This window comes from Pseudomonas sp. GW823-FHT03E05 (assembly GCF_058796855.1).
Genome location: NZ_JBXAJB010000007.1, coordinates 207,919 through 228,018, shown reverse-complemented (window position 1 = coordinate 228,018; position 20,100 = coordinate 207,919). Strand labels below are relative to the sequence as shown.

General features: G+C 64.7%; 19 protein-coding genes. 9 read left to right on the top strand and 10 right to left on the bottom strand.

What is annotated here, in order from left to right; all coding sequences use genetic code 11:
* Positions 1–356: 356 nt before the first annotated feature.
* The 3 genes from mqo (at position 357) to AC1RCO_RS26335 (ending at position 3,822) form a co-directional block, all read left to right on the top strand.
* Positions 357–1,994 (top strand): malate dehydrogenase (quinone), encoded by a 1,638-nt coding sequence (mqo, locus tag AC1RCO_RS26345; RefSeq protein ID WP_011060725.1) that lies wholly within the window; start codon positions 357–359, stop codon positions 1,992–1,994.
* A gap of 255 nt (positions 1,995–2,249) precedes the next feature.
* Complete coding sequence (locus AC1RCO_RS26340; RefSeq protein ID WP_053150782.1) at positions 2,250–2,972, top strand: GNAT family N-acetyltransferase; 723 nt, start codon at positions 2,250–2,252, stop codon at positions 2,970–2,972.
* Positions 2,973–3,039: 67 nt separating this feature from the next.
* Positions 3,040–3,822, top strand: coding sequence for a DeoR/GlpR family DNA-binding transcription regulator (locus tag AC1RCO_RS26335; protein WP_220224176.1), 783 nt, complete (start codon positions 3,040–3,042; stop codon positions 3,820–3,822).
* A gap of 70 nt (positions 3,823–3,892) precedes the next feature.
* On the opposite strand, the gene AC1RCO_RS26330 is transcribed toward AC1RCO_RS26335, so the two are convergent.
* From AC1RCO_RS26330 to AC1RCO_RS26305, 6 genes are all read right to left on the bottom strand, one after another.
* A complete protein-coding gene (locus AC1RCO_RS26330; protein ID WP_019095952.1) occupies positions 3,893–4,891 on the bottom strand; it encodes a hypothetical protein in 999 nt (332 codons plus the stop codon).
* Between the two features lie 138 nt (positions 4,892–5,029).
* Positions 5,030–5,824: a nucleotidyltransferase domain-containing protein gene (locus AC1RCO_RS26325; RefSeq protein WP_492618195.1), complete on the bottom strand. Its 795-nt coding sequence runs from the start codon at positions 5,822–5,824 to the stop codon at positions 5,030–5,032.
* Between the two features lie 87 nt (positions 5,825–5,911).
* Positions 5,912–7,240 carry an MFS transporter gene (locus AC1RCO_RS26320; RefSeq protein WP_015635186.1) on the bottom strand — a complete coding sequence of 443 codons (1,329 nt, stop codon included), beginning with the start codon at positions 7,238–7,240 and terminating at the stop codon, positions 5,912–5,914.
* A gap of 154 nt (positions 7,241–7,394) precedes the next feature.
* Positions 7,395–8,588, bottom strand: a complete 1,194-nt coding sequence (lhgO, locus tag AC1RCO_RS26315) for an L-2-hydroxyglutarate oxidase (RefSeq protein ID WP_065363738.1) — start codon at positions 8,586–8,588, stop codon at positions 7,395–7,397.
* 115 nt (positions 8,589–8,703) lie between these two features.
* A complete protein-coding gene (locus AC1RCO_RS26310; RefSeq protein WP_011060731.1) occupies positions 8,704–9,414 on the bottom strand; it encodes a FadR/GntR family transcriptional regulator in 711 nt (236 codons plus the stop codon).
* Between the two features lie 111 nt (positions 9,415–9,525).
* Positions 9,526–10,053 carry a GNAT family N-acetyltransferase gene (locus AC1RCO_RS26305; protein ID WP_011060732.1) on the bottom strand — a complete coding sequence of 176 codons (528 nt, stop codon included), beginning with the start codon at positions 10,051–10,053 and terminating at the stop codon, positions 9,526–9,528.
* A gap of 123 nt (positions 10,054–10,176) precedes the next feature.
* Between AC1RCO_RS26305 and AC1RCO_RS26300 the strand changes: the two genes are divergently transcribed.
* The gene (locus tag AC1RCO_RS26300; protein WP_492618194.1) at positions 10,177–11,070 is read left to right on the top strand and encodes a LysR family transcriptional regulator; all 894 of its coding nucleotides are present in this window, start codon (positions 10,177–10,179) and stop codon (positions 11,068–11,070) included.
* Between the two features lie 4 nt (positions 11,071–11,074).
* Here AC1RCO_RS26300 and AC1RCO_RS26295 read toward each other — a convergent pair whose 3' ends face one another.
* Both AC1RCO_RS26295 and AC1RCO_RS26290 read right to left on the bottom strand, forming a co-directional pair.
* Complete coding sequence (locus AC1RCO_RS26295; RefSeq protein WP_183000451.1) at positions 11,075–11,689, bottom strand: LysE family translocator; 615 nt, start codon at positions 11,687–11,689, stop codon at positions 11,075–11,077.
* A gap of 123 nt (positions 11,690–11,812) precedes the next feature.
* Positions 11,813–12,682 carry a LysR family transcriptional regulator gene (locus AC1RCO_RS26290; RefSeq protein ID WP_492618193.1) on the bottom strand — a complete coding sequence of 290 codons (870 nt, stop codon included), beginning with the start codon at positions 12,680–12,682 and terminating at the stop codon, positions 11,813–11,815.
* Between the two features lie 137 nt (positions 12,683–12,819).
* On the opposite strand from AC1RCO_RS26290, the gene AC1RCO_RS26285 reads away from it, so the two are divergent.
* From AC1RCO_RS26285 to AC1RCO_RS26265, 5 genes are all read left to right on the top strand, one after another.
* Positions 12,820–13,878 carry an agmatine deiminase family protein gene (locus AC1RCO_RS26285; RefSeq protein ID WP_065363741.1) on the top strand — a complete coding sequence of 353 codons (1,059 nt, stop codon included), beginning with the start codon at positions 12,820–12,822 and terminating at the stop codon, positions 13,876–13,878.
* Positions 13,875–14,783 carry an N-carbamoylputrescine amidase gene (aguB, locus tag AC1RCO_RS26280; RefSeq protein ID WP_041120618.1) on the top strand — a complete coding sequence of 303 codons (909 nt, stop codon included), beginning with the start codon at positions 13,875–13,877 and terminating at the stop codon, positions 14,781–14,783. Before AC1RCO_RS26285 ends, aguB begins: the two co-directional genes overlap by 4 nt.
* A 43-nt stretch (positions 14,784–14,826) precedes the next feature.
* Positions 14,827–15,906 (top strand): extracellular solute-binding protein, encoded by a 1,080-nt coding sequence (locus AC1RCO_RS26275; protein WP_401155012.1) that lies wholly within the window; start codon positions 14,827–14,829, stop codon positions 15,904–15,906.
* Positions 15,907–16,033: 127 nt separating this feature from the next.
* Positions 16,034–17,152: an agmatine deiminase family protein gene (locus tag AC1RCO_RS26270; protein WP_065363742.1), complete on the top strand. Its 1,119-nt coding sequence runs from the start codon at positions 16,034–16,036 to the stop codon at positions 17,150–17,152.
* Between the two features lie 129 nt (positions 17,153–17,281).
* Positions 17,282–17,740, top strand: a complete 459-nt coding sequence (locus AC1RCO_RS26265; RefSeq protein ID WP_342403610.1) for a GNAT family N-acetyltransferase — start codon at positions 17,282–17,284, stop codon at positions 17,738–17,740.
* A 55-nt stretch (positions 17,741–17,795) separates the two neighbouring features.
* Here the strand turns inward: AC1RCO_RS26265 and AC1RCO_RS26260 are convergent, their stop codons facing one another.
* Together AC1RCO_RS26260 and AC1RCO_RS26255 are read right to left on the bottom strand one after the other, a co-directional pair.
* Positions 17,796–18,737, bottom strand: coding sequence for a class I SAM-dependent methyltransferase (locus AC1RCO_RS26260; RefSeq protein ID WP_011060737.1), 942 nt, complete (start codon positions 18,735–18,737; stop codon positions 17,796–17,798).
* Between the two features lie 241 nt (positions 18,738–18,978).
* The gene (locus AC1RCO_RS26255; protein ID WP_492618192.1) at positions 18,979–19,914 is read right to left on the bottom strand and encodes an ankyrin repeat domain-containing protein; all 936 of its coding nucleotides are present in this window, start codon (positions 19,912–19,914) and stop codon (positions 18,979–18,981) included.
* Between the last annotated feature and the right edge of the window lie 186 nt (positions 19,915–20,100).

The window sequence follows — 20,100 nt, the reverse complement described above, 5'->3', positions numbered from 1 at the left end:
TGGTTGAACCCGACCCCTAATTTCCTGTTGGCCCCCGCAGTTGCGGGCGTCATTCTTGTTCGTCCGGCAGTTTGCGGCGCGCAAGGTCGGGCAGGGGGAAACTGCCTGTTGGTTGCGTCCCGTGACGTGCCCTGAGAAACACTGTCACTCAAGTAGCTGAAGCCAAGAACGACAAGAAGTCAGCGCCGGAGCGATATAAAACTGAGGTCGAGCCTGTCTCGTCGGCCTTGTGTGCCCACCCTCCAGTTCTTTTGAATGTGTTGGTCCAGGACCTGCGAAATGACTGTTTCGCAATCACCGGAGTACGCAGGATCGAGGATGGGGCGGCGGATGGCGTTCTATCGTAGGTACTCAGAATGTTTAAGAAAGTGAACACGGCCCTGATCGGGCTGGCGATGTCGATAGGCCTCACGACCGCGCACGCGGCTGAGCCGAAGAAAGTGGATGTGCTGCTGATCGGTGGCGGCATCATGAGTTCGACCCTCGGGGTCTGGCTCAATGAGCTGCAGCCGGATTGGTCGATGGAGATGGTCGAGCGCCTGGACGGCGTCGCAGAAGAAAGCTCCAACGGCTGGAACAACGCCGGTACCGGCCACTCCGCTTTGGCCGAGCTGAACTACACGCCGGAAGGCAAGGACGGCAAGATCGAGATCGCCAAGGCCATCGAGATCAACGAAGCGTTCCAGATTTCCCGGCAGTTCTGGTCCTGGCAGGTCAAGAACGGCGTCCTGAAGAACCCGCGTTCGTTCATCAACTCCACCCCGCACATGAGCTTTGTCTGGGGCGATGACAACATCAAGTTCCTCAAGGCCCGCTACGAGGCCCTGCAGGCCAGCCCGCTGTTCAGCGGCATGCAGTACTCCGAAGACGCCGAGCAGATCAAGAAGTGGGTTCCACTGATGATGGAAGGTCGTGACCCGGCGCAGAAGATCGCTGCGACCTGGACCCCGATCGGCACCGACGTCAACTTCGGCGAGATCACTCGCCAGTTCGTTGCCCACCTGCAGGCCCAGCCCAACTTCGCGCTGAAACTGTCCAGCGAAGTGCAGGAAATCGAGCGCAATAAAGACGGCTCGTGGCGCGTGACCTACAAGAACCTCAAGGACGGTTCGAAAACCGAGACCGACGCCAAGTTCGTGTTCATCGGCGCCGGCGGCGGTGCCCTGCACCTGCTGCAGAAGTCGGGCATTCCTGAAGCCAACGAATACGCCGGCTTCCCGGTGGGTGGCTCGTTCCTGGTGACCGACAACGCCAGCGTGGCCGAGCAGCACCTGGCCAAGGCCTACGGCAAGGCTTCGGTCGGCGCGCCACCGATGTCGGTTCCGCACCTGGACACTCGTGTGCTGGACGGCAAGCGGGTGATCCTGTTTGGCCCATTCGCTACCTTCTCCACCAAGTTCCTCAAGGAAGGTTCGTACTTCGACCTGCTGACCAGCACCACCACCCACAACTTCTGGCCGATGACCAAGGTGGGCATCGAGCAGTACCCGCTGGTGGAATACCTGGCCGGCCAACTGATGCTGTCGGATGACGACCGCTTCGCCGCGCTGAAGGAATACTTCCCCAACGCCAAGCAGGAAGACTGGCGCCTGTGGCAGGCCGGCCAGCGCGTGCAGATCATCAAGCGTGACGAAGAGAAGGGCGGCGTGCTGAAACTGGGCACCGAGATCGTGGCCTCCGAAGACGGCAGCATCGCCGGCCTGCTGGGCGCGTCCCCAGGTGCTTCGACCGCCGCGCCGATCATGCTCAGCGTGCTGCAGAAAGTCTTCAAGGACCAGGTCGCGACCCCGGCCTGGCAGGAGAAGCTCAAGCAGATCGTGCCGAGCTACGGCACTGCGCTGAACGACAGCCCTGAGCGTGTGGCCAAAGAATGGGCCTACACCGCTGAAGTGCTGCAACTGACCCCGCCACCGCCGGTCAAGGGCGCGGCGCCTCAGGCTCCGGCCAGCCTGGCCAAGCCAGAGAGCAACCCAGCGGCCGACATGGCGCTGTAAGCCCTCGGCCCCGCCCGCGTTCGTCGGGCGGGGCACCGCGGATGCCCCGGTGCATCCGCATCCTGTGCCGGTTGCGGCCATGGCCCCGCCATAGCCGCAGCCAGCCAGTCTCTTGCTCCCGATCCCATTCGCGCTTTTTCGCCGATGCACGCACCCGATGCGCTGCCCGGTTGTGCGCCTGTGTCACCCGCGCCGGGTTATCATGGCGCGCCCGCCGTAGCCGGGCCTGCCCCAACCCTCGGAGTCACCGCCTCGATGTCCAGCATCACCCTGTTCCAAGCCCCGCCGCCCGAAGCCATCCAGAGCCAGATCCAGCAGATGGTGGTGGACTACATCACCGACGTCAGCGCGGTGGCCATCGCCCCGAGCAACCCGCTGTACAACCTCTACCAGTACGGCGTCGGCTATGAGGTGCACCTGTACCTGCAGGCCATGGACGGTTCCCGGGGGATCGCGGTGGAGCTGGTGGTGGCGACCGACCCGCAGGCCCCGGACCAGGTGCTGGGTTTCACCCTGTACCTGCCGGTCAAGGACGATCCCCAGGCCTGCGCCGTGGCCTATATGGCGGTGCGGCAAGGCCATCGGCGCCAGGGCATTGCCCGGCAGATGCTGCAAGCCATGCTGGCGCGTTACCCCCATGCGGAACTCGCCTGCAACGTGGCCAAGGTGGGGTGTTTCGAGGCCCTGGGCTTCCAGCTGCTGGGCGCCCGCGGCCCGCAGGTGCTGATGAACACCCGGGACCATGGCAGCGACGGCCTGCTGGCGGTGCTGGATGTGGCGCCGATCTACCAGTCGGTGGAAGTGCGGCAGATCCACACCTACCTGCTGGCCCAGCACGGGCGCAAGGCCATGCTGGAAGCGGAGAAAAAGCGCGACCGGCAGCTGGACCAGATGACCCGCCAGGCCCAGGCGCTGGTGCGCGAGCGCCTAGGGGAAGCGGCCTTGTACCGCTCACGGGCGCCGCAGCTGATCAACTGATCGGGTTGCTTGTTTTTGCCCGAGTGTCTGTGTAGCTTGGCGAAAACACGCAATAACGGGCTTAAGCATGCAAAGTCAACACCCGCCGGCCGAGCTGCCATCCTTGCGTCGGCAAAAAATCCTTCTGCTGCTGGAGCGCGACGGCAAGGTCATGGCCGCCGAACTGAGCCGGCATTTCGCGGTGTCCGAAGACACCATCCGTCGCGACCTGGCGGAGCTGGATGCCGGCGGCCTGGTGCAGCGGGTCCATGGTGGCGCGCTGCCGCGGCCCAAGGACAGCGGCAAGGACTATTTCACCCGGGTCGGCGAAACCAATGAGGCGAAACTGCGCCTGGCGCAATATGCCGTGCAATGGGTGCAGGACGGCCAGACGGTGCTGTTCGATTCCGGCTCCACCACCCTGCACATCGCCCAGTCGCTGCCGGCGGGCATCAGCCTGACCGCGGTCACCGCCTCGCCGATGATTGCCGTGGCCCTGGCCGAGTACCCCAAGGTCAGGGTGATTCTCGCCGGTGGCCAGCTCAACCCGGCAACCCTGTCCGCCAGCGGCCATGAAGCACTGCGCATGATCCAGGGAATCAAGGCCGACCTGATGTTCACCGGGGTCTGCGCGATCCACCCGGAGATCGGCATCAGCTCCCTGCATTTCGACGAGGTGCCGATCAAGCAGGCAATGTTCGACAGTGCCAGCGAGGTCATCGCCGTGACCACCGCCGACAAGCTCGGCGCCATGGAACCCTTCGTGGTGGTGCCATGCAACCGCTTGCACCGGCTGATTACCGAGCAGGAGGTGATCACCGGGGATATCGAGGATTACCGTCGGCAGGGAGTCGAGGTGCTGCAGATCTGAATGTCAGGCACCAGTCTCTGAGAGTGCAGGAGGTCTGTGGGGCCCGCAGGCTCTCCTTGAACGCGGCATTTCAGTTCAAGACGAAGCCGTTGCAATCCAATTCATCGTTCCACTGATGGATGCCTGTAAGGCGCAGAATTTCTTCGAGCAGTTGCGGGTTTTCATCATTCAACTTCTCGTAGCTGCGTAGCAGCGCCCAGACACAAGCAGGCTCTTGCAACGGGTGGATCATGAAGAGAATGCCTTTGATATTTTCGAACTCGCGCAAGATTCCTTCTTTGTCCAGTTTGCCGAGTACAAAGGGCTTGCCTGCGAATTCAGAATGGCCTTGTACAAGCATTTCGGGGTGTCCGAAAGCGAGCGCCCAGAGTTGACCGGTGACTGAAGTGGGGTATTGGCCATCGAGATCAGGATAGGAGGGGCGCAGTATCCGGGGGTGGCTTTCGATCGGGTGCAGCATGCAAAGATTCAGTACGAGGAATGTATTTGGATTGGCGAACTGATCTGTCTTGAAGTTTTGTCGAGCCTTTTCAATCAGCACCCGTGTGGCGTGCAATAAGTCTGGGCAGCCATGATCCTGTTCCCCATAGGATGCGATCTCGGTTGTTGCGCAAGCGACTCTCTTGCCTGCATGCAACTGCCTTTCCAGATCGAGTTGAGTCAGCAGAGAGTCTGCAATGGTTTTGGCCACTCCTAGGTCGCCTGTCGCGACAGAAAGCGTCTTGACTTCAAAAAAAGCTTCGCCGGGATGTGAGCACAATTCGAAGTCTGGGGTTCTTTTGCCGTTCTGTTCGGAGACGCGCTTGAGGTTCAGCTCTGCCTGAGTGCAGAGCAACCAGAAATGTGCCTCACCCAATAGTTGTGCAAATTTGTTGGTGAGGTGCGGTTCCAGCTCGAAATGAGGCTTGGACAGGAGTTCGTCCAGTTGCATGACATATTCAGTGAGTGCTGGATTGCCTTGGTAGGCCTGATCAAGTTCTGCCAAGGCTGGTTGTAGTTGTTCTAGATAGTGATTGTCTGCAATACCCTTCGAGCTCTTTAGTGCATTGATCAATTTTTGGGATAGCACTTTTGATTCTCCTTGTGATTGCCAATAAGGGGCTTGCCATGCCTTCAGCCGGGGTTTTGCAAGACAGGTGCCGAAGCCTTCAGGGCCGCATTATCCCTCTGTCAGGCCAGTGTCTTGGTGAGCTGAAGCAGTAGTTAACTAAATTGCAGAGTCTGGGAAGGCTTGTAGAGCCATCCACTGTGCGATGTTCCGTAAGCGCGTGGTGAAACCGTCACAGGCTAATGTCTTTGCTTCGGCTATTTGCCGGAACTCGCCGATGGGCCCTCGCATCTCGGGATGGCGCTGCACAAACAGCCGCACGTGCTCATCCAGGCTCTGGGACCAGCTCGGCTCCTGCTCCTGGCGCAGCAGGTTGGTGGCGCGAACGAGTTTGCGCGAGGCCTGCCGTTGCAGCCGGAGGACTTCGGCGGGCATCTGTTCGCGGTCGATGCGCTCGGCGTAGTCGTCCAGCACTGCGAGAAAGTCACCGTTCACCGCCAGGGCAATCTCCCGGCTGGGCCTGAAAGGTGCAAAGCGCGAGCGCAGGTCTTCGCCCCAGAGGCAGCGGCAATGGTGCTTGAGCCAATAGCCCCAGCTGTCGAGGTTCCGCGTTTCCAGCACCTGGTTGAGGTCGCCGATATCGAAATCGATCTTCGACACCAGCGGGTGGCGCGCTTGCAGGGCCTGGCGCAGGTTTTCCAGATGCAGGCACGCGGCCGGGGCGGCGGGATCTCGCAGGATCAGGCACAGGTCCAGGTCGGAAGCTCCAGGCCGGGCGGCGCCACGGGCGACGCTGCCGTACAGGTACAGGCTATGCAGCGGCGGGCTGGCGGGAGTGGTGAGGGCGGCGCACAGCTCGTCGAGCAGGGCTCGGTACTCGGGCTGCAGGGGTGGTTCGGCAGGAAGGGCGATCAAGCCGTCGGCATCGACGCCGAATGCGCTATCGGGTGACATGGGGTGGCCTGTAATGCGGGTTCAGCGGCCACCTTAGCAAAGTCTGCCCGGGCCGTTGGAGCGGCCCGGGCAGGGTTGGGTCCAGCCTCAGTTCTTGAAGGCCGAGTGCTTGCGGCCCTGGTCAAGGAAGGCGAACACCACCACCAGCACCGCGGCGACGGCGAGAATGATCACCACGCCGTCGGTGGAGTGGGTGGCCGAGGCCGTCACCAGGGACAGAGCGCCCAGCGGCGCCAGGCCACCAGCGATGGCGGTGCCGATCTCGCGCCCGGTGCCGAAGCCCGAAGAGCGGGTCGCGGTGGGGAACTGGCGGCTGAGGAAGGAGCCCTGTGGGGCGAACATCATCGGCGCCAGAATGCCGGTGCCGACGCCGATGGCGATGTAGATCATCAGGCTCTCACCGGTGTTCAGCAGGGCCAGGAAGGGGTAGGCGAACAGCACCGAGAACAGCCCGCCGAGGATCAGCACGGTCTTGCTGCTCCACTTGTCGCAGAGCCAGCCGAAGAACGGCACGGCGACGATGGCGATCAGGCTGGCGATGGTCACTGACAGCGAAGTGACGTGCACATCGACGTTCTTGTACTGGGTCAGGTAGGCCAGCGAGAAGGTCTTGAAGATGTAGCTCAGGGCGTTGTAGCCCACCGCCACGAAGAACACCACGGCCAGGCCCTTGAGGTCGTTCTTGAACAGCGCCTTGAGTGGCGAGGCCTTGGCTTTCTGGCTTTCCTTGCTCAGTTCCTTGAACTCCGGGGTTTCCGGAATGCTGTTGCGCACCCACAGGCCGACGGCCACCAGGACGATGCTGCAGACGAACGGAATGCGCCAGCCGCCGGCCAGCAGGAAGTCGTTGCCGTTGATGGTCAGCAGGTAGATGGTCAGCGACGACAGCAGCAGGCCCAGGTTCAGCCCCAGCGCCGGCCAGGCGCCCTGGCTGCCGCGCTTGCCCTCGCTGGCATGCTCATAGGAGGTGACCGCCGCGCCGGACAGTTCGGCGCCGGCGCCCAGGCCCTGGATGATGCGGATTGCCACCAGCAGGATCGGCGCCCAGATGCCGATCGATGCGTAGCTGGGGATCAGGCCGATCAGCGCGGTGCACACGCCCATCAGGCAGAAGGTCAGCACCAGTACCTGCTTGCGGCCGAACTTGTCCCCCAGGTAGCCGAACAGAATGCCGCCGAAGGGGCGGGCGATAAAGCCGATGGCAAAGGTCGAGAAGGCCATCAGGGTGGCGCTTTTCGGGTTGCTGTTATCGAAGAAGATCTTCGAGAAGACGATGGCCGCCATGGTGGCGTAGAGGTAGAAGTCATACCACTCCAGCATCGAGCCGAAGATGGTGGCCGCCGCGACCTTGCGCAGGCGTTTCTTGGTTTGCTGTGGGGTTTCCGCTGCAGTACTGCTGGTTTCAACTGCGGTCATATCCGTACATCCTCATGAATCATTGTAGTTATTGTCGAGTTGACGCGAGCCTTGCGCGACGCGCCCTAAGGGGCGGCCAAGGGGTATTGCGGCGACACGCGGCCCGCTTGGCAGTGCCGGGGCACTGCGCTGCAAGGTGATGGCGCGGGGTGTTTCAGGCGGCCTGGAAAATCCGGTCGGCAATCATCGAGCCAATGGGAATCGCCGAGGTGGCGGCGGGCGAGGGCGCGTTGCACACGTGCAACATGCGCGGGGTTTCGGCGAACAGGAAATCGTGCACCAGGCTGCCGTCGCGCATCACCGCCTGGGCGCGGATCCCCGCCTCATAAGGCAGCAGGTCTTCCACTTGCAGGGAAGGGCAGTACTTGCGGCACTGCTCCAGGTAGCCGGACTTGAACAGCGAGTTCTTCATCTCGGTGGTGCCGGAGCCGAGGTTCTGCCAGATGGTTTTCCAGAAACCGGGGAAGCTGGCGTACTGCGCCACGTCGCGCCAGTTGATGGAGAACTTCCTGTAGTTTTCCCGGCCCAGGCCCAGTACCGCGTTGGGGCCGACGGTAACGCTGCCGTCGATCATGCGGGTCAGGTGCACCCCGAGGAACGGCAGCTCCGGATCGGGGATCGGGTAGATCAAGTGATTGACGATGTTGTTCTTCGACGCCGGCAGGCGGAAGTATTCGCCGCGAAAGGGGATGATCTGGTGGTCGATCTTCACCCCGGCCATCACCGCCAGGCGATCCGATTGCAGGCCGGCGCAGGCCACCAGCTTCTTCGCCTGCCAGCTGCCGCCGTGGCTGCTGACGGTGACGCTGTCGGCGCTTTCCTGGATCGCGGTGACGGTCTGGCTCAGGCAGATCTCGCCGCCCTCGCGGCGGATCACCCGGGCCATGGTGTCGCAGACTTCGCGGTAGTCGACGATGCCGGTGGCGTCGAGGAACAGCCCGCCAAGGCCGACGATATTCGGTTCGCGCTGGCGCAGTTGCTCGGCGTCCAGGCGCTCCACCTTCAGGCCGTTCTGTTGCGAGCGCTGGTACAGGGCCTCCATGCGCTGCACTTCCAGGGCGTTGGACGCCACCAGCACCTTGCCGCAGACCTCGAACTTGATCCCGTGCTCGCTGCAGAACTGCTTGGTGGCCTCGGCGCCACGCTTGCACAGGTCGGCCTTGAGGCTGCCCGGAGCGTAGTAGATGCCGGCGTGGATCACCCCGCTGTTGTGCCCGGTCTGGTGCTTGGCCAGGACGTTTTCCTTTTCCAGGATGACCAGCGAAGCGCCGGGCTGGCGCTTGAGGATCTCCATCGCCGTAGCCAGGCCGACGATGCCGCCGCCGATGATGCAAAAGTCGTAAATCATTGTTCTTGGGTACCTTGGATCCAATGCGTTTCGGTCTGGTTATCAGGTTGTCAGACTAACTAATCCGACAAAAAACCGCAGGCCGTGGCATGCGGCTCGAAGCGTGAAGCTGGGGTCAATCGATAGTCGGCAGCTCCAGGCCCAGGCGCTTGGCCGAAGCCCGCAAGTGGGCGTCGGCGCAACCGGCGGCGGCCTGGCGGTCGCCAGCGGCAATCGCCTGGTACAGCGCCTGGTGTTCCTGGGTGGCATCGGCGGAACCGCCCACCATGCGCAGCGCCGAGTTCTCCCAGGCGGCCTTGCGGGCGCTGGTCAGCTGGCTGCGCAGGAAATCATGGAAGGCCACGAAATAGTCGTTCTTGCTGGCCTCGGCGATGGCCCGGTGGAACTCCACGTCGGCCAGCCCCGCGGCTTCGAAATCACTGCGCTTGTCGTGCATTTCCTGCAACGCGCCCTGCATCCGTTGCAGGTCGGCGGCATCGCGGCGCTGGGCGGCGATCGACGCGGCCTGGGTTTCGATCCACAAACGCATCTCGAACATCTGCGCCAGGTCCGGCAGGCGGCCATCGCCCTGGGGGAAACGGAACACGGTGCCGGCGGGGGTCTTGGAAATATACGAACCCAGGCCACGCCGGGCGATCAGTACGCCGTCGGCCTTGAGCTGGGCGATGGCCTCGCGAATCACCGAGCGGCTGACGTTCAACTGCTCGGCCAGTTGCTGCTCGGTCGGCAGGCGCGATTCGGGGGCCAGGCGGCCGGAGTCGATCTCGGTGCGGATCGCATTGACCACGCGCACAACGAGAGAGTCGGGTCGCTGGAGTTCAAGCATGGGTGGGTAAAACCTTGGTAGTCAGGTTGTCAGACAATAGCCGTTGGGAATTTTCGCTGTCAAGAAAAACCCACGCCAGGCAGGCGTAGGCGGGGTCCCGCAAAGCCGCACTCAGGCCGTCAGGGGGCAGCTGAAAATCAGGTCGTCGAAGTCTTCGCCACCCCTGCGGAAGGCCCCTTCGTCACGTTGCTGGAAGACGAAACCGCATCGCTCCAGAACCTGGCAGGACGCAGCATTGCCGTCGGTGACCGTGGCCACCAGACGCTTGATCCCCAGGCTGTGGCGGGCGTACTGCATCAGCGTGCGCAGGGATTCCGTGGCCAGGCCCTTGCCTTGATGACCGGGGGCCAGCAGGTAGCCGACCTCGGCTTCGGCGCTGGGCCGGTCGCTGACTCGCAGGCCGGTGAAGCCCAGCTCCTCGCCGCTGTGGCGATCGCGGATCACCAGGCACAGCCAGTGGTCGCAATCCATGTCCCAATGGGGCAGGCGCGAGGTGAAACGCTCCTCGATCTGCATCCGGGAGAGCGGATCGCAGACATAGCGCAGGTTTTCCGGGTCGCTGTGCAGGGCCAGGAACAGCTCCCAGTCATGGGCGTTCAGGGGGCGCAGGTTCAGGCGAGGGGTGTGCAGTTCCAGCATGGGGGCTCCCGATCCGTGGGCAGGAAAGATTTTGGGCACTTTACAGGAGAAAAGTCTGACCGCTGCGCTGCTTATTTCGCATAAGATCCCGGGCCTGGGTTTTCAGGGATAGGGCAGGTAAGCGTGAACTGGGACGATCTGCGGTTTTTCATTGCCGTCGCCAATGCCAGCAACATCACCGACGCCGGGCAGGCGCTGAAAGTGTCGGCCTCGACGGTCTCGCGCAAGATCCTGGTGCTGGAGCAGGCCTTGAGCAGCGTGCTGTTCCTCAAGACCACCCAGGGCTATTTCCTCACCGAAGCCGGCCAGGCCCTGCTGCCCATGGCCCTGGAGATCGAGGAGCGCTTGCGCCTGATGGAACGTCAGTTGTCCCGGCCAGGCGCGCGCATGGCCGGGGTGGTGCGCATCGAATGCCCGGAGTTGATGGGCAGCCACCTGATCATTCCCGCACTGGCGCAGTTTCGCTTGCAGCACCCGCAGATCAGCTTCGATTTCGTCAATGCGGCGCGCTCGGTCAAGCTCACCCAGAGCCACAGCGACCTGCTGCTGCGCCTGCAACGGCCGGAAGCCGGCAACTTCACCCTGCGCCGGGTCGGCGAGTTGACCCAGGCGCTGTTCTGTTCCCCAGGTTATGCCGCAGCCCATGGCTGCCCCGAGAAGCCTTCGCAGCTGCGCCAGCATTCGCTGATCGGCTGGAACCAGACCCTGGCCCACATGCCCCTGGCCCGCTGGCTGGACCAGCTCAGCGGTGATCAGCCGTTGTGGATGCGCACCGGCAACCTGGAGGCGCAGCTCAAGGCGGTGCAGGCGGGCCTGGGGATTGCCGCCTTGCCGGCCTATATCGCAGAACCCCTGGGCCTGCACCGGGTCTTGCCCCAGGCTCCGGCCCACCGCGCGGATATCTGGCTGCTGCGCAACCTGGCGACCCAGGGCCAGGAGCGAGTCGAGCGGGTGGCGGAATTTCTCTGCGATCTGCTGGCGCGCCAGGGCTTGCAGAGTGATGGCAAGGCCGGCTGACGCGCTAGGCGCCACGCAGCAATAGCCACCCGGCCACCGCCATCAGCAGCAAGCCGAACAGCGCATTCTGCGCCAGCAGCAGGCGCGGGCGGTCGCGCATCAGCCGCTGCAGGCTTGAGCCCAGGCTGGCCCACAGCAGGTGGCCGAACAGGTTCACCGCGATCAGCGCGGCGCTGAGCGCCAGCACCACGGCAGTGCCCGCATCGGCGCCCGGGCTGAAGGTGGAGAACATGACCAGCAGCATCACCAGACCCTGCACGTTGCCCAGTTGCAGCATCACGCCATCACGAAACTGCAGGGCTTCACTCTGCTCGCCAGGCTTGCGCAATGGCCGCAGCAGCAGGCGCAGGCCCAGCCAGAAAATGTACAGGCTGCCCGCTACCCGCAGGCCCCAGAGCAACCCTGGATACGCCGCCAGGCTGTGATACAGCCCCAGCCCAACCAGTAGCGCCAGGAGCAGGTAGGTCAGGTCCAGCCCGCAGATGAAGCGCAGGGAACGCCGCACGCCGCTGCGGGCGCCGGAGCTGGCCACCATCAGGTTGCCGGGGCCGGCGCTCAGGGCCATGGGCAGCATGGTGGACAGCCACAGCGGCCAGTTGATGTCGTGGATCGGGGGCACGGGCGGCTCCTGGAAGGCAGTGCGGATTGCACTGGCGCCAGCTTAAGGCGCCGCCACGCGTGGGGTTAGGGGCAGGAATGGAAAGCGGTTTTGCATCGCTCCAGTCCTTGCCGGGCGGGCGCCTCAAGCTTCGGCCGAAGCCTGCAGCGCACCCTGTAGCCACTGCGAGAAACTGCGGGTCAGCGGGCTGCTTTCACTGTCGCGGTGAATCAGCCAGGCCCAGGTCGGGCCGCGCACGCTCTGTTCGCACAAAGGGCTCAGCAAGCCCTGGCTCCGGGCCTGCTGGCTCAGCAGCTGGCTGACCAGGGCAATGCCGTGGCCGGCACAGGCGGCGTCCAGCAGCAGGCCCGGGTCGGAAAAGTTCAGGCCGTTGCTGCGTTGACCAATGTCGCTGCCGCCTTCCACCAGCCAGTGGCTCCAGTCCATTTCCCGCTCGCCATGCAAGGTGGTGCGCAGTGCTTCGGGTTGCGCCAGCACGCTGGGGTGGCAGGCAGGGTAGAGGCGGTCGCTGTACAGCTCCAGGTAGCTGCATTCGGCCTGGGCGCTGAGGTCGTCGCGCAAGGTCAGGTCGATGGTCTGGGTGCTCATGTCCGGTGGCTCGAAGCTGGTGAACAGCCACAGGTCCACCTCCGGGTGCAGGCGATGGAATTCCCCCAGCCGCGGCAACAGCCAGTGGCGGGCAAAGGCCGGGCTGGTATTGACCACCAGCTGGTTGGGCTTGCGGTACTGCTCCAGGCGGCGGATGCCCACCGCCAGTTGCTGCAATAGCGACTGGGTGGTGCTGCGCAGATCGTGCCCGGCGTCGGTGAGGGTCACGCTGCGGCCGTTGCGATGGAACAGCGGCTGTTCGAGGAAGGTTTCCAGGCTGCGGATCTGCTGGCTGATGGCCGATTGGGTGAGGTGCAGTTCTTGCGCCGCCTGGTGAAAACTGCCCAGGCGAGCGGCGGCTTCGAAGCCTCGCAGGGCATTCAGGGGTGGCCAGTGTTTGAGCATGATTGATAAGCCTGGCTAATCAGATGTGCGCTAAATCTATCGTTTGTTGGCGGTTTTTCAAAGCCATAGCATGGGCGCTGTGTTTCAACCTTGTTGGTTGATTGATAACAAAACCTTACTTGAGAGGTGCAGGGCCCATGCAAGGCAATGACAGGCAGGACAGTGGCTGGCGGATGCCCGCCGAGTGGGCGCCCCACGCGGCGACCTGGATGGTCTGGCCCCACAACCGGGGGGTGTGGGAATCGGTATGGGGCGTGACCCTGGCCGAGGTGCAGGCAGACTTCGCCCGGGTGGCCAATGCCATCGCCGGTTTCGAACCGGTGAAACTGGTGGTCGACCCCTCTGCCCTGGACAGTGCCCGACGCCTGTGTGGCGCCAATGTCGAGCTGGTCCCCCAGGCGGTGGACGACAGCTGGTGCCGGGATTCCGGCCCGAGTTTCATCTGCCATCCGCAGCAGGGGCTGGCCGGGGTCAGCTGGCGCTTCAACGCCTGGGGCGGCAAGTCCGAGCACAGCCTGGACCGCAGCCTGGCCCGGCGCCTGCTGGACCAGCTGGGGCTGCCTTGCTTCGGCACGCCCCTGGCCAACGAAGGCGGGGCCATCCATGTGGACGGCGAAGGCACCCTGATCACCACCGAATCGGTGCTGCTCAACCCCAACCGCAATCCGGGCCTGGGCAAGGCCGAGGTCGAGGCGATCTTCCAGCGCCTACTGGGTGTGCAGAAGATCATCTGGCTGCCGGGGGACCCGGACCACGTGACCGGGGACATGACCGATGGCCATGTCGACGGGATCTGCGCCTTTGCCCGCCCCGGGGTGCTGCTGGTGGATGCCACCCATGACCGGGGCTCGGTGTACGCCGAAGTGGTGCGCGAGAACCGTCGTGCCCTGGAGCTGGCGCGGGATGCCCGCGGGCGCGCCTTCGAGCTGATCGAGCTGTTCGAGGCCAGCGCCGCGGTGGACCACCGGGCCGAGGTGTTCTGCGCCTCCTACACCAACTTCTACCTGGCCAATGGCGCGGTGATCATGCCGGCCTACGGCATCGCCGCCGACCAGCAAGCGGCCCAGGTGCTGGCCCGGGCCTTCCCCGACCGGCAGGTGGTGCCGGTGCGGATCAACCATCTGGCCCACGGCGGCGGTGGCGTGCATTGCATCACCCAGCAGCAACCCCAATGGCCAACGAGGGCCCAGGCATGAACCCATTGACCGTCGCGACCACCCAGATGCCCTGCACCTGGGACCTGCCGGGCAACCTCGAGCGCGCCGAACAGCTGGTGCGCGAAGCGGCAGCCCGGGGCGCCCAGGTGATCCTCCTGCAAGAGCTGTTCGCCACCCCGTACTTCTGCATCGAACAGCAGCACCGGCACCTGGCCCTGGCCGAGGAGTACCCCGCGAGCCGGGTGCTCCAGCGTTTCGCCGCCCTGGCCCGGGAGCTGGGTGTGGTGCTGCCCCTGAGCTGGTTCGAAAGGGCCGGTACGGCCTATTTCAATTCCCTGAGCGTCGCCGATGCCGACGGCTGCTTGCTGGGGGTGTACCGCAAGACCCACATTCCCAACGCCGTGGGTTATCAGGAGAAGGAGTACTTCAGCCCCGGCGATACCGGTTTCAAGGTCTGGGACAGCGCTTTCGGCCGCCTGGGCATCGGCATCTGCTGGGACCAGTGGTTCCCCGAGACCGCCCGCTGCCTGGCGCTGCAAGGCGCCGAGGTCTTGCTGTTTCCCACCGCCATCGGCAGCGAACCGGGCAGCGCCGGGCTGGATTCCCGGGATCACTGGCAGATGACCATGCGCGGGCACGCGGCGGCCAACCTGCTGCCGGTAGTGGCGGCCAACCGGGTCGGCCGTGAAGTGGCTACCGGTGACCCGGCGTTGCACATGGATTTCTACGGCTCATCGTTCATCTGCGACCACAAGGGCCGGCTGCTGGCCGAGGCCGATCGTGACAGCACAGGGGTCTTGCTGCAGCGCCTGGACCTGGCCGCCATGGCCGAGGAGCGTCGCACCTGGGGCATCTTCCGCGACCGTCGCCCGGAGATGTACGGGCCGCTGCTGAGCCTGGACGGCCAACACCTTCACCCACGCTGGAACCCCCGGGAGGCATGACATGCAGACCACAGGCAAACGCTGGAAACGCCGCTGCGCGGGCATGCTGGCCCTGACCCTGGTAGTGCTCCAGGCCCAGGCCGAACCCGAGGACAAGACCCTGCGCCTGTACAACTGGGCCGACTACTTCGCCGCCGATACCCTGGCGCGCTTCACCGCCGAAACCGGGATCAGGGTGATCTACGACGTGATGGAGGGCAGCGAAGTGCTGGAAGCCAAGCTGATGACCGGCGGCAGCGGCTACGACCTGATCTTTCCCGGTGACACCGTGGCCGAGCGCCTGATGCGCGCCGGCAGCCTGCAGACCCTGGATCCGGCCCGGCTGATCGGCCAGGACGACATCGAGCCCGGCCTGCAGAAGCTGCGCGCCCAGTACCCCGGGGCCCGCCAGGCCACGGTGCCCTACACCTGGGGCACCATCGGCCTGACCTATAACGCCCGGCAGATTGCCGAGCGCCTGCCCGACGCCCCGGTCAACAGCCTGGACCTGTTGTTCAAGCCGGAGCTGGCGGCGCGCTTCGCCGATTGCGGAATTTCCCTGATCGACTCGCCGGATGAGGTGCTGGCGGTGGCGCTCCACTACCTGGGGCGCGACCCGCGCAGCGCCCGGCCCGAGGATCTGCGGGCCGCCGGCGAGCTGCTGGGCAAGCTGCGGCCCTATATCCGCAAGTTCCAGTCGCAGCCGGTGACCGACCTGGTCAATGGCAACCTGTGCCTGTCCCTGGGCTACAGCGGTGACATGACCCAGGCCCAGCGCGCCGCCGACGCCGCAGGCAAAGCGGTCGAGTTCCAGTACCGCATTCCCCGGGAAGGCACCACGGTGTGGATGGACACCATGGCGATCCCCAAGGATGCGCGGCACCCGGAATATGCCTATGCCTTCATCAACTTCGTGACCCGACCAGAGAACATGGCGGCCATCAGCAACTTCACCGGCTACCCCACGGCCAATGCCCGGGCGCGGCCAAGTGTCGACCCGCAGATGGGCAACAACCCGGATATCTACCCGGATGCCGCCACCTTCGAACGCTTGATTCCCGGCCGTGACATTCCCCAGGCCGATATGCGGGCTCGAATGCGCACCTGGACCCAGTTCAAGACGGCCACCGCTGCCCGCCACTGACCGGGCGCCATACGGTTCGCCGGCAAACCGGCTCCTACACTCCCGGGTAGGAACCGGCGTGTCGGCGAGGGCCCGCGCCGCACCCCCGAACCTTTTCATGCAATACCTTCGACAAGAGAACCGTCCAATGCCCACCCGACGTCAACTGATCAAACAGGCCTCGTTGCTGGCCGCTGTCGCCGCCATGCCGGCCCTCGGCCTGGGGCCGCGCAGTGCCCGGGCCGGGGAGCAGGGCCACTGGTACCTGCCCGATGAAGGCGACCACCAGCAGCGGGCCTTCATGGCCTTTGGTGCCCAGGAGGCCATCTGGGAAGACTTTACCGGCGACGTGCAACAGGCCCAGGGGCGGATCGCCCGGGCAATTGCCGCCTATCAACCCCTGACCCTGTTCTGCCGGGCAGAGGAGCGCGGCCTGGCCGAGCAGTTGTGCGGTTCGCACAACATCACTTTTGTCAGCACCGAACTGGACGACATCTGGATGCGCGACATCGGTGCCAACTTTGTCGTCGATGGGGAAGGCGGATTGGGCGCGGTGGACTTCAACTTCAATGGCTGGGGCAACAAACAGCGCCACGCCAGGGACGCCCGGCTGGCGCGGCAGATGGCCGACGCTGCAGGCGCCCGTTATCTGCGCAGCGAACTGGTGGGCGAGGGCGGCGGCATCGAGGTGGACGGCCACGGCACCGGGATCATGACCCAAAGCAGCTGGATCAACGGCAACCGCAACCCGGGCTGGAGCCAGGCCGAGGTCGAAGAGGAACTCAAGGCTTGCCTCGGCCTGCGCAAGATCATCTGGCTACCGGGGATCAAGGGCCGGGACATCACCGATGCCCATGTCGACTTCTATGCGCGTTTCGTCAGGCCGGGGGTGGTGGTGGCCAACCTCGACAACGATCCCGACTCCTATGATCACTCGGTAACCCTCGAGCACCTGGAGATCCTGCGAGCCGCCAGTGACGCCGATGGTCGCAAGCTGCAGGTGCATACCCTGTCGCCGCCGATGAATCCCCGGCAGAACCGCTTCAGCCGGGGCAACCCGGACTTCGCCGCCGGCTACATCAACTATTTCGTGATCAATGGGGCGGTGATCTCACCGCAGTTCGGTGACCGGCAGGCCGACGCCAAGGCCCATAGCCTGCTGGCCAGCCTGTATCCCGGGCGGCAGGTGATCCAGCTGGATATCGACGCTATCGCCGCAGGGGGCGGCGGCATTCACTGCGTGACCCATCAGCAGCCCGGGCTGTGAGGGGTTGGGAAAAGTGGTCTGTTACAGATGGCAGAATTGGCCTGATAAAATCCGCCACTCACGCACTAACCTGCGCACTCTTCAATAACCGGGGCTGATCCCGGTGTGGATGATCAAGAGGAGCGCGTAATGAGCGATCAACAACCCGCGGTGACGGTACGGGCGATTCAGCCTGGGGATTACCAGCAATGGCTGCCGCTGTGGCTGGCCTATCAGGATTTCTATCAGGTGACGCTGAGCGAAGAGGTCAGTCACCGCACGTTCGAGCGTTTCCTCGATTCGCGGGAACCGATGTATTCGGCGGTGGCGGTGCAGGACGATGAAGTCATCGGCTTCGTCAACCTGGTGTTGCACCGTTCGACCTGGGCCGTCGGCGACTTCTGCTATCTGGAAGACCTGTACGTGGCCCCGTCGATTCGCGGCAGCGGGGCGGGGAAACTGTTGATCGAGTGGGTGCAGGCCTTTGCCCGGCAACACCAGTGCGCTCGTTTGTACTGGCATACCCAGGAGAGCAACAAGCGGGCGCAACGGTTGTATGACTGGGTGGCGCACAAGCCGGGGGTGATCGAGTATCGGATGGAGTTGTAAGGGCCTGGCTGGATAGCCGTTGCTGCAGCAACGGCTATCCAGCCAGGATCAAGGCCTATGCCCCATGCCGAAATACCAGTGCCTTGAGCCCGCACTGCGGATCCGCATCCGGAAACTCCGGCGGGTTCTCCAGCCGCTGTTCAAAGCGCAACCCCGGCGCCGCTTCGGCCATCCCCTCCAGAAGAAAATCCACGCTAAACGCCGGATCATTCATGCACGCCAGTACGCAACCATCGGCCGTGAGCAACTCCGGCAGGCGCCGCAGCACCCGCGCATAGTCCTTGCCGAGGACAAAGCTGCCTTTCTGGAACGACGGCGGGTCGATGATCACCAGGTCATAGGGCCCGCCCTGCTTGACCTTGCTCCAGGACTTGAACAAGTCATGGCCGAGGAAGCTCACCCGGCTGGTGTCGTGGCCGTTGAGCCGGTGGTTGTCACGGCCGCGGCTCAAGGCCGCCCGGGACATGTCGAGGTTGACCACCCGCTCGGCGCCGCCGGCAATCGCCGCCACCGAGAAGCCGCAGGTATAGGCAAACAGGTTCAGGACATTCTTGCCCCGGGCATTGGCCCGCACCCAGTTGCGCCCGTAGCGCATGTCGAGGAACAGCCCGTTGTTCTGCTTGCTGCCCAGGTCCACCTGGTAGCGCAGGCCTTCCTCGGTGATGGTGCAACTGTCGATGGCCTCGCCCAGCAGCCACTCGCCACGGCTGTCGGGCAGGTAGCGGTGTTGCAGCATCAGGCTGCGGGCGCCGCTGGCCACCCATTGCGGGGTCGAGCCCAGGTCCGCCAGCAACTGCTGCAGGGCTTCGAGTTGCCCGGCTTCGGGTTCCTTGAACAAGGACACCAGCACTACCCCCTGCAGCCAGTCCACGGTCAGCTGTTCCAGCCCCGGCCAGCAGCGGCCGCGGCCATGGAACAGGCGCCGGGTTTCGCCGGGCGCGGCGGCCAGGGCGGTCAACAGGTGCTGGTTGAGGGTGGCGAGGGCGAGAGGGGTCATCAGCGGGGCCGGTCATTTTTTCGGGGCGGCATTTAACCACGGGCAGCAGCCCGCCCGCCAACCAGCAATTGCTGCTGGCTGGCGGCCGCCTGCTGTCGGGCCAGGGGCTTGTCGGCACGTGTTTCAACGCGGATCTGGACAGCGGTGGTGATGGCGGGCGACTGCACGCCAAGGGCGACGGGCTCGAACCGTGCCGCACGTCGAGCAGGCTGCGCCCGTTCGCTCTTGCCCCTTGCCCCCGCTAGAGAATGGCGTTTGCCCATTTCTGGGTGCCGGCCAGGCGGCGCTTGACGCTGTCGATGCGCCATTGGCCGGCAACCCGCTTGACCACGAAGCGATGCTCGTAGCAAAGGGCCCGGGACGCCGGGTCGCGCACCAGCACTTCGGCCTGGGCGGGCTTGAGCAACTGGCAGCCCAGTAGCTCGTCGGCCTCGGCGTGGGTCGTGGGGTAACCATAGGAGGCTCGCGGATAGGCCCGCGGTCGCAGGGTACAAAAACGTTCGAGCAACTGTTGCGGTTCGGCCCAGAAGGCGGCGTCGAGCGCGTCGTGGCCCAGGGCATTGCCGCGCTGTTCCCAGGCGTACAAAGCCAGGGTATAGGCCCGCACCTGGGTGACCGGATCTGCGCTGCTGTCAGTGCCAGGCGCCAGCGGCGGCCAGGGCAGGGAGGGGGCCGGTGCAGGCGCTGGCGGTGCCCCGGTACCGGCCTGCTCCAGCTGTTGCATGACCTGGGCATGGCCATTTTCTTCGGCCAGGGACCAGGCGTTGCGTTGCTGGAAATCCACGGGCGAGGGGTTGGCGCCGGCCTCGAGCAGCAAGGCCACCATTGCCTCGTGGCCAGCCTGGGCGGCGTTCATCAAGGCGGTGCGTTGCAGTTCGGGGCTGGCCTGTTCGAGCGCTGCGCCATGGGCGATCAGCAACTCGGCCAGGGCGGTGTCGCCGTGGCTGGCGGCCCAGGCCAGGGGGCTGTAGCCCAGGGCCTTGCACGGCTGCAGAACATTCGCGCCGCGCGCCAGCAGCAGCGCCACGGCCGGCCGGTGCCCGGCGATAGTGGCGGCCAGCAAGGCCGTGCGGCCGGTGCCCTTGTGCTGCCATTCAAGGTCCGCACCCGCATCCAGCAGGCGCTCGAGAGCAGCAAGGTCGCCGCGCGCGGCGGCTTTTTCCAGGAGATGGGACAAGGTCGGAAATCCGTTCGGTCAGGGGGCAGATGCCGCCGCATGGTAGCGCTCTGGGGCCAGGTTCTGCCACGCCCGGGCTACTCCACGCCCCGGTTCCGGCAGGCCGGGCGCGCCGGGCTGTACTGCGATACGCGACGCCGGCGTGGGCAGTGGGCTGTTTCGAGCGTCGCGGGTGGGGAGGGGAGG

Bases quoted from the DNA above. Each gene is read 5' to 3' on its own strand.
- AC1RCO_RS26310 (WP_011060731.1), bottom strand. From the start codon at position 9,414: ATGCTTGAACTCCAGCGACCCGACTCTCTCGTTGTGCGCGTGGTCAAT.
- AC1RCO_RS26320 (WP_015635186.1), bottom strand. From the start codon at position 7,240: ATGACCGCAGTTGAAACCAGCAGTACTGCAGCGGAAACCCCACAGCAA.
- AC1RCO_RS26265 (WP_342403610.1), top strand. From the start codon at position 17,282: ATGAGCGATCAACAACCCGCGGTGACGGTACGGGCGATTCAGCCTGGG.
- AC1RCO_RS26260 (WP_011060737.1), bottom strand. From the start codon at position 18,737: ATGACCCCTCTCGCCCTCGCCACCCTCAACCAGCACCTGTTGACCGCC.
- AC1RCO_RS26285 (WP_065363741.1), top strand. From the start codon at position 12,820: ATGCAAGGCAATGACAGGCAGGACAGTGGCTGGCGGATGCCCGCCGAG.
- AC1RCO_RS26290 (WP_492618193.1), bottom strand. From the start codon at position 12,682: ATGCTCAAACACTGGCCACCCCTGAATGCCCTGCGAGGCTTCGAAGCC.
- AC1RCO_RS26340 (WP_053150782.1), top strand. From the start codon at position 2,250: ATGTCCAGCATCACCCTGTTCCAAGCCCCGCCGCCCGAAGCCATCCAG.
- mqo (WP_011060725.1), top strand. From the start codon at position 357: ATGTTTAAGAAAGTGAACACGGCCCTGATCGGGCTGGCGATGTCGATA.
- AC1RCO_RS26270 (WP_065363742.1), top strand. From the start codon at position 16,034: ATGCCCACCCGACGTCAACTGATCAAACAGGCCTCGTTGCTGGCCGCT.
- AC1RCO_RS26325 (WP_492618195.1), bottom strand. From the start codon at position 5,824: ATGTCACCCGATAGCGCATTCGGCGTCGATGCCGACGGCTTGATCGCC.
- AC1RCO_RS26305 (WP_011060732.1), bottom strand. From the start codon at position 10,053: ATGCTGGAACTGCACACCCCTCGCCTGAACCTGCGCCCCCTGAACGCC.
- AC1RCO_RS26335 (WP_220224176.1), top strand. From the start codon at position 3,040: ATGCAAAGTCAACACCCGCCGGCCGAGCTGCCATCCTTGCGTCGGCAA.
- lhgO (WP_065363738.1), bottom strand. From the start codon at position 8,588: ATGATTTACGACTTTTGCATCATCGGCGGCGGCATCGTCGGCCTGGCT.
- aguB (WP_041120618.1), top strand. From the start codon at position 13,875: ATGAACCCATTGACCGTCGCGACCACCCAGATGCCCTGCACCTGGGAC.
- AC1RCO_RS26275 (WP_401155012.1), top strand. From the start codon at position 14,827: ATGCTGGCCCTGACCCTGGTAGTGCTCCAGGCCCAGGCCGAACCCGAG.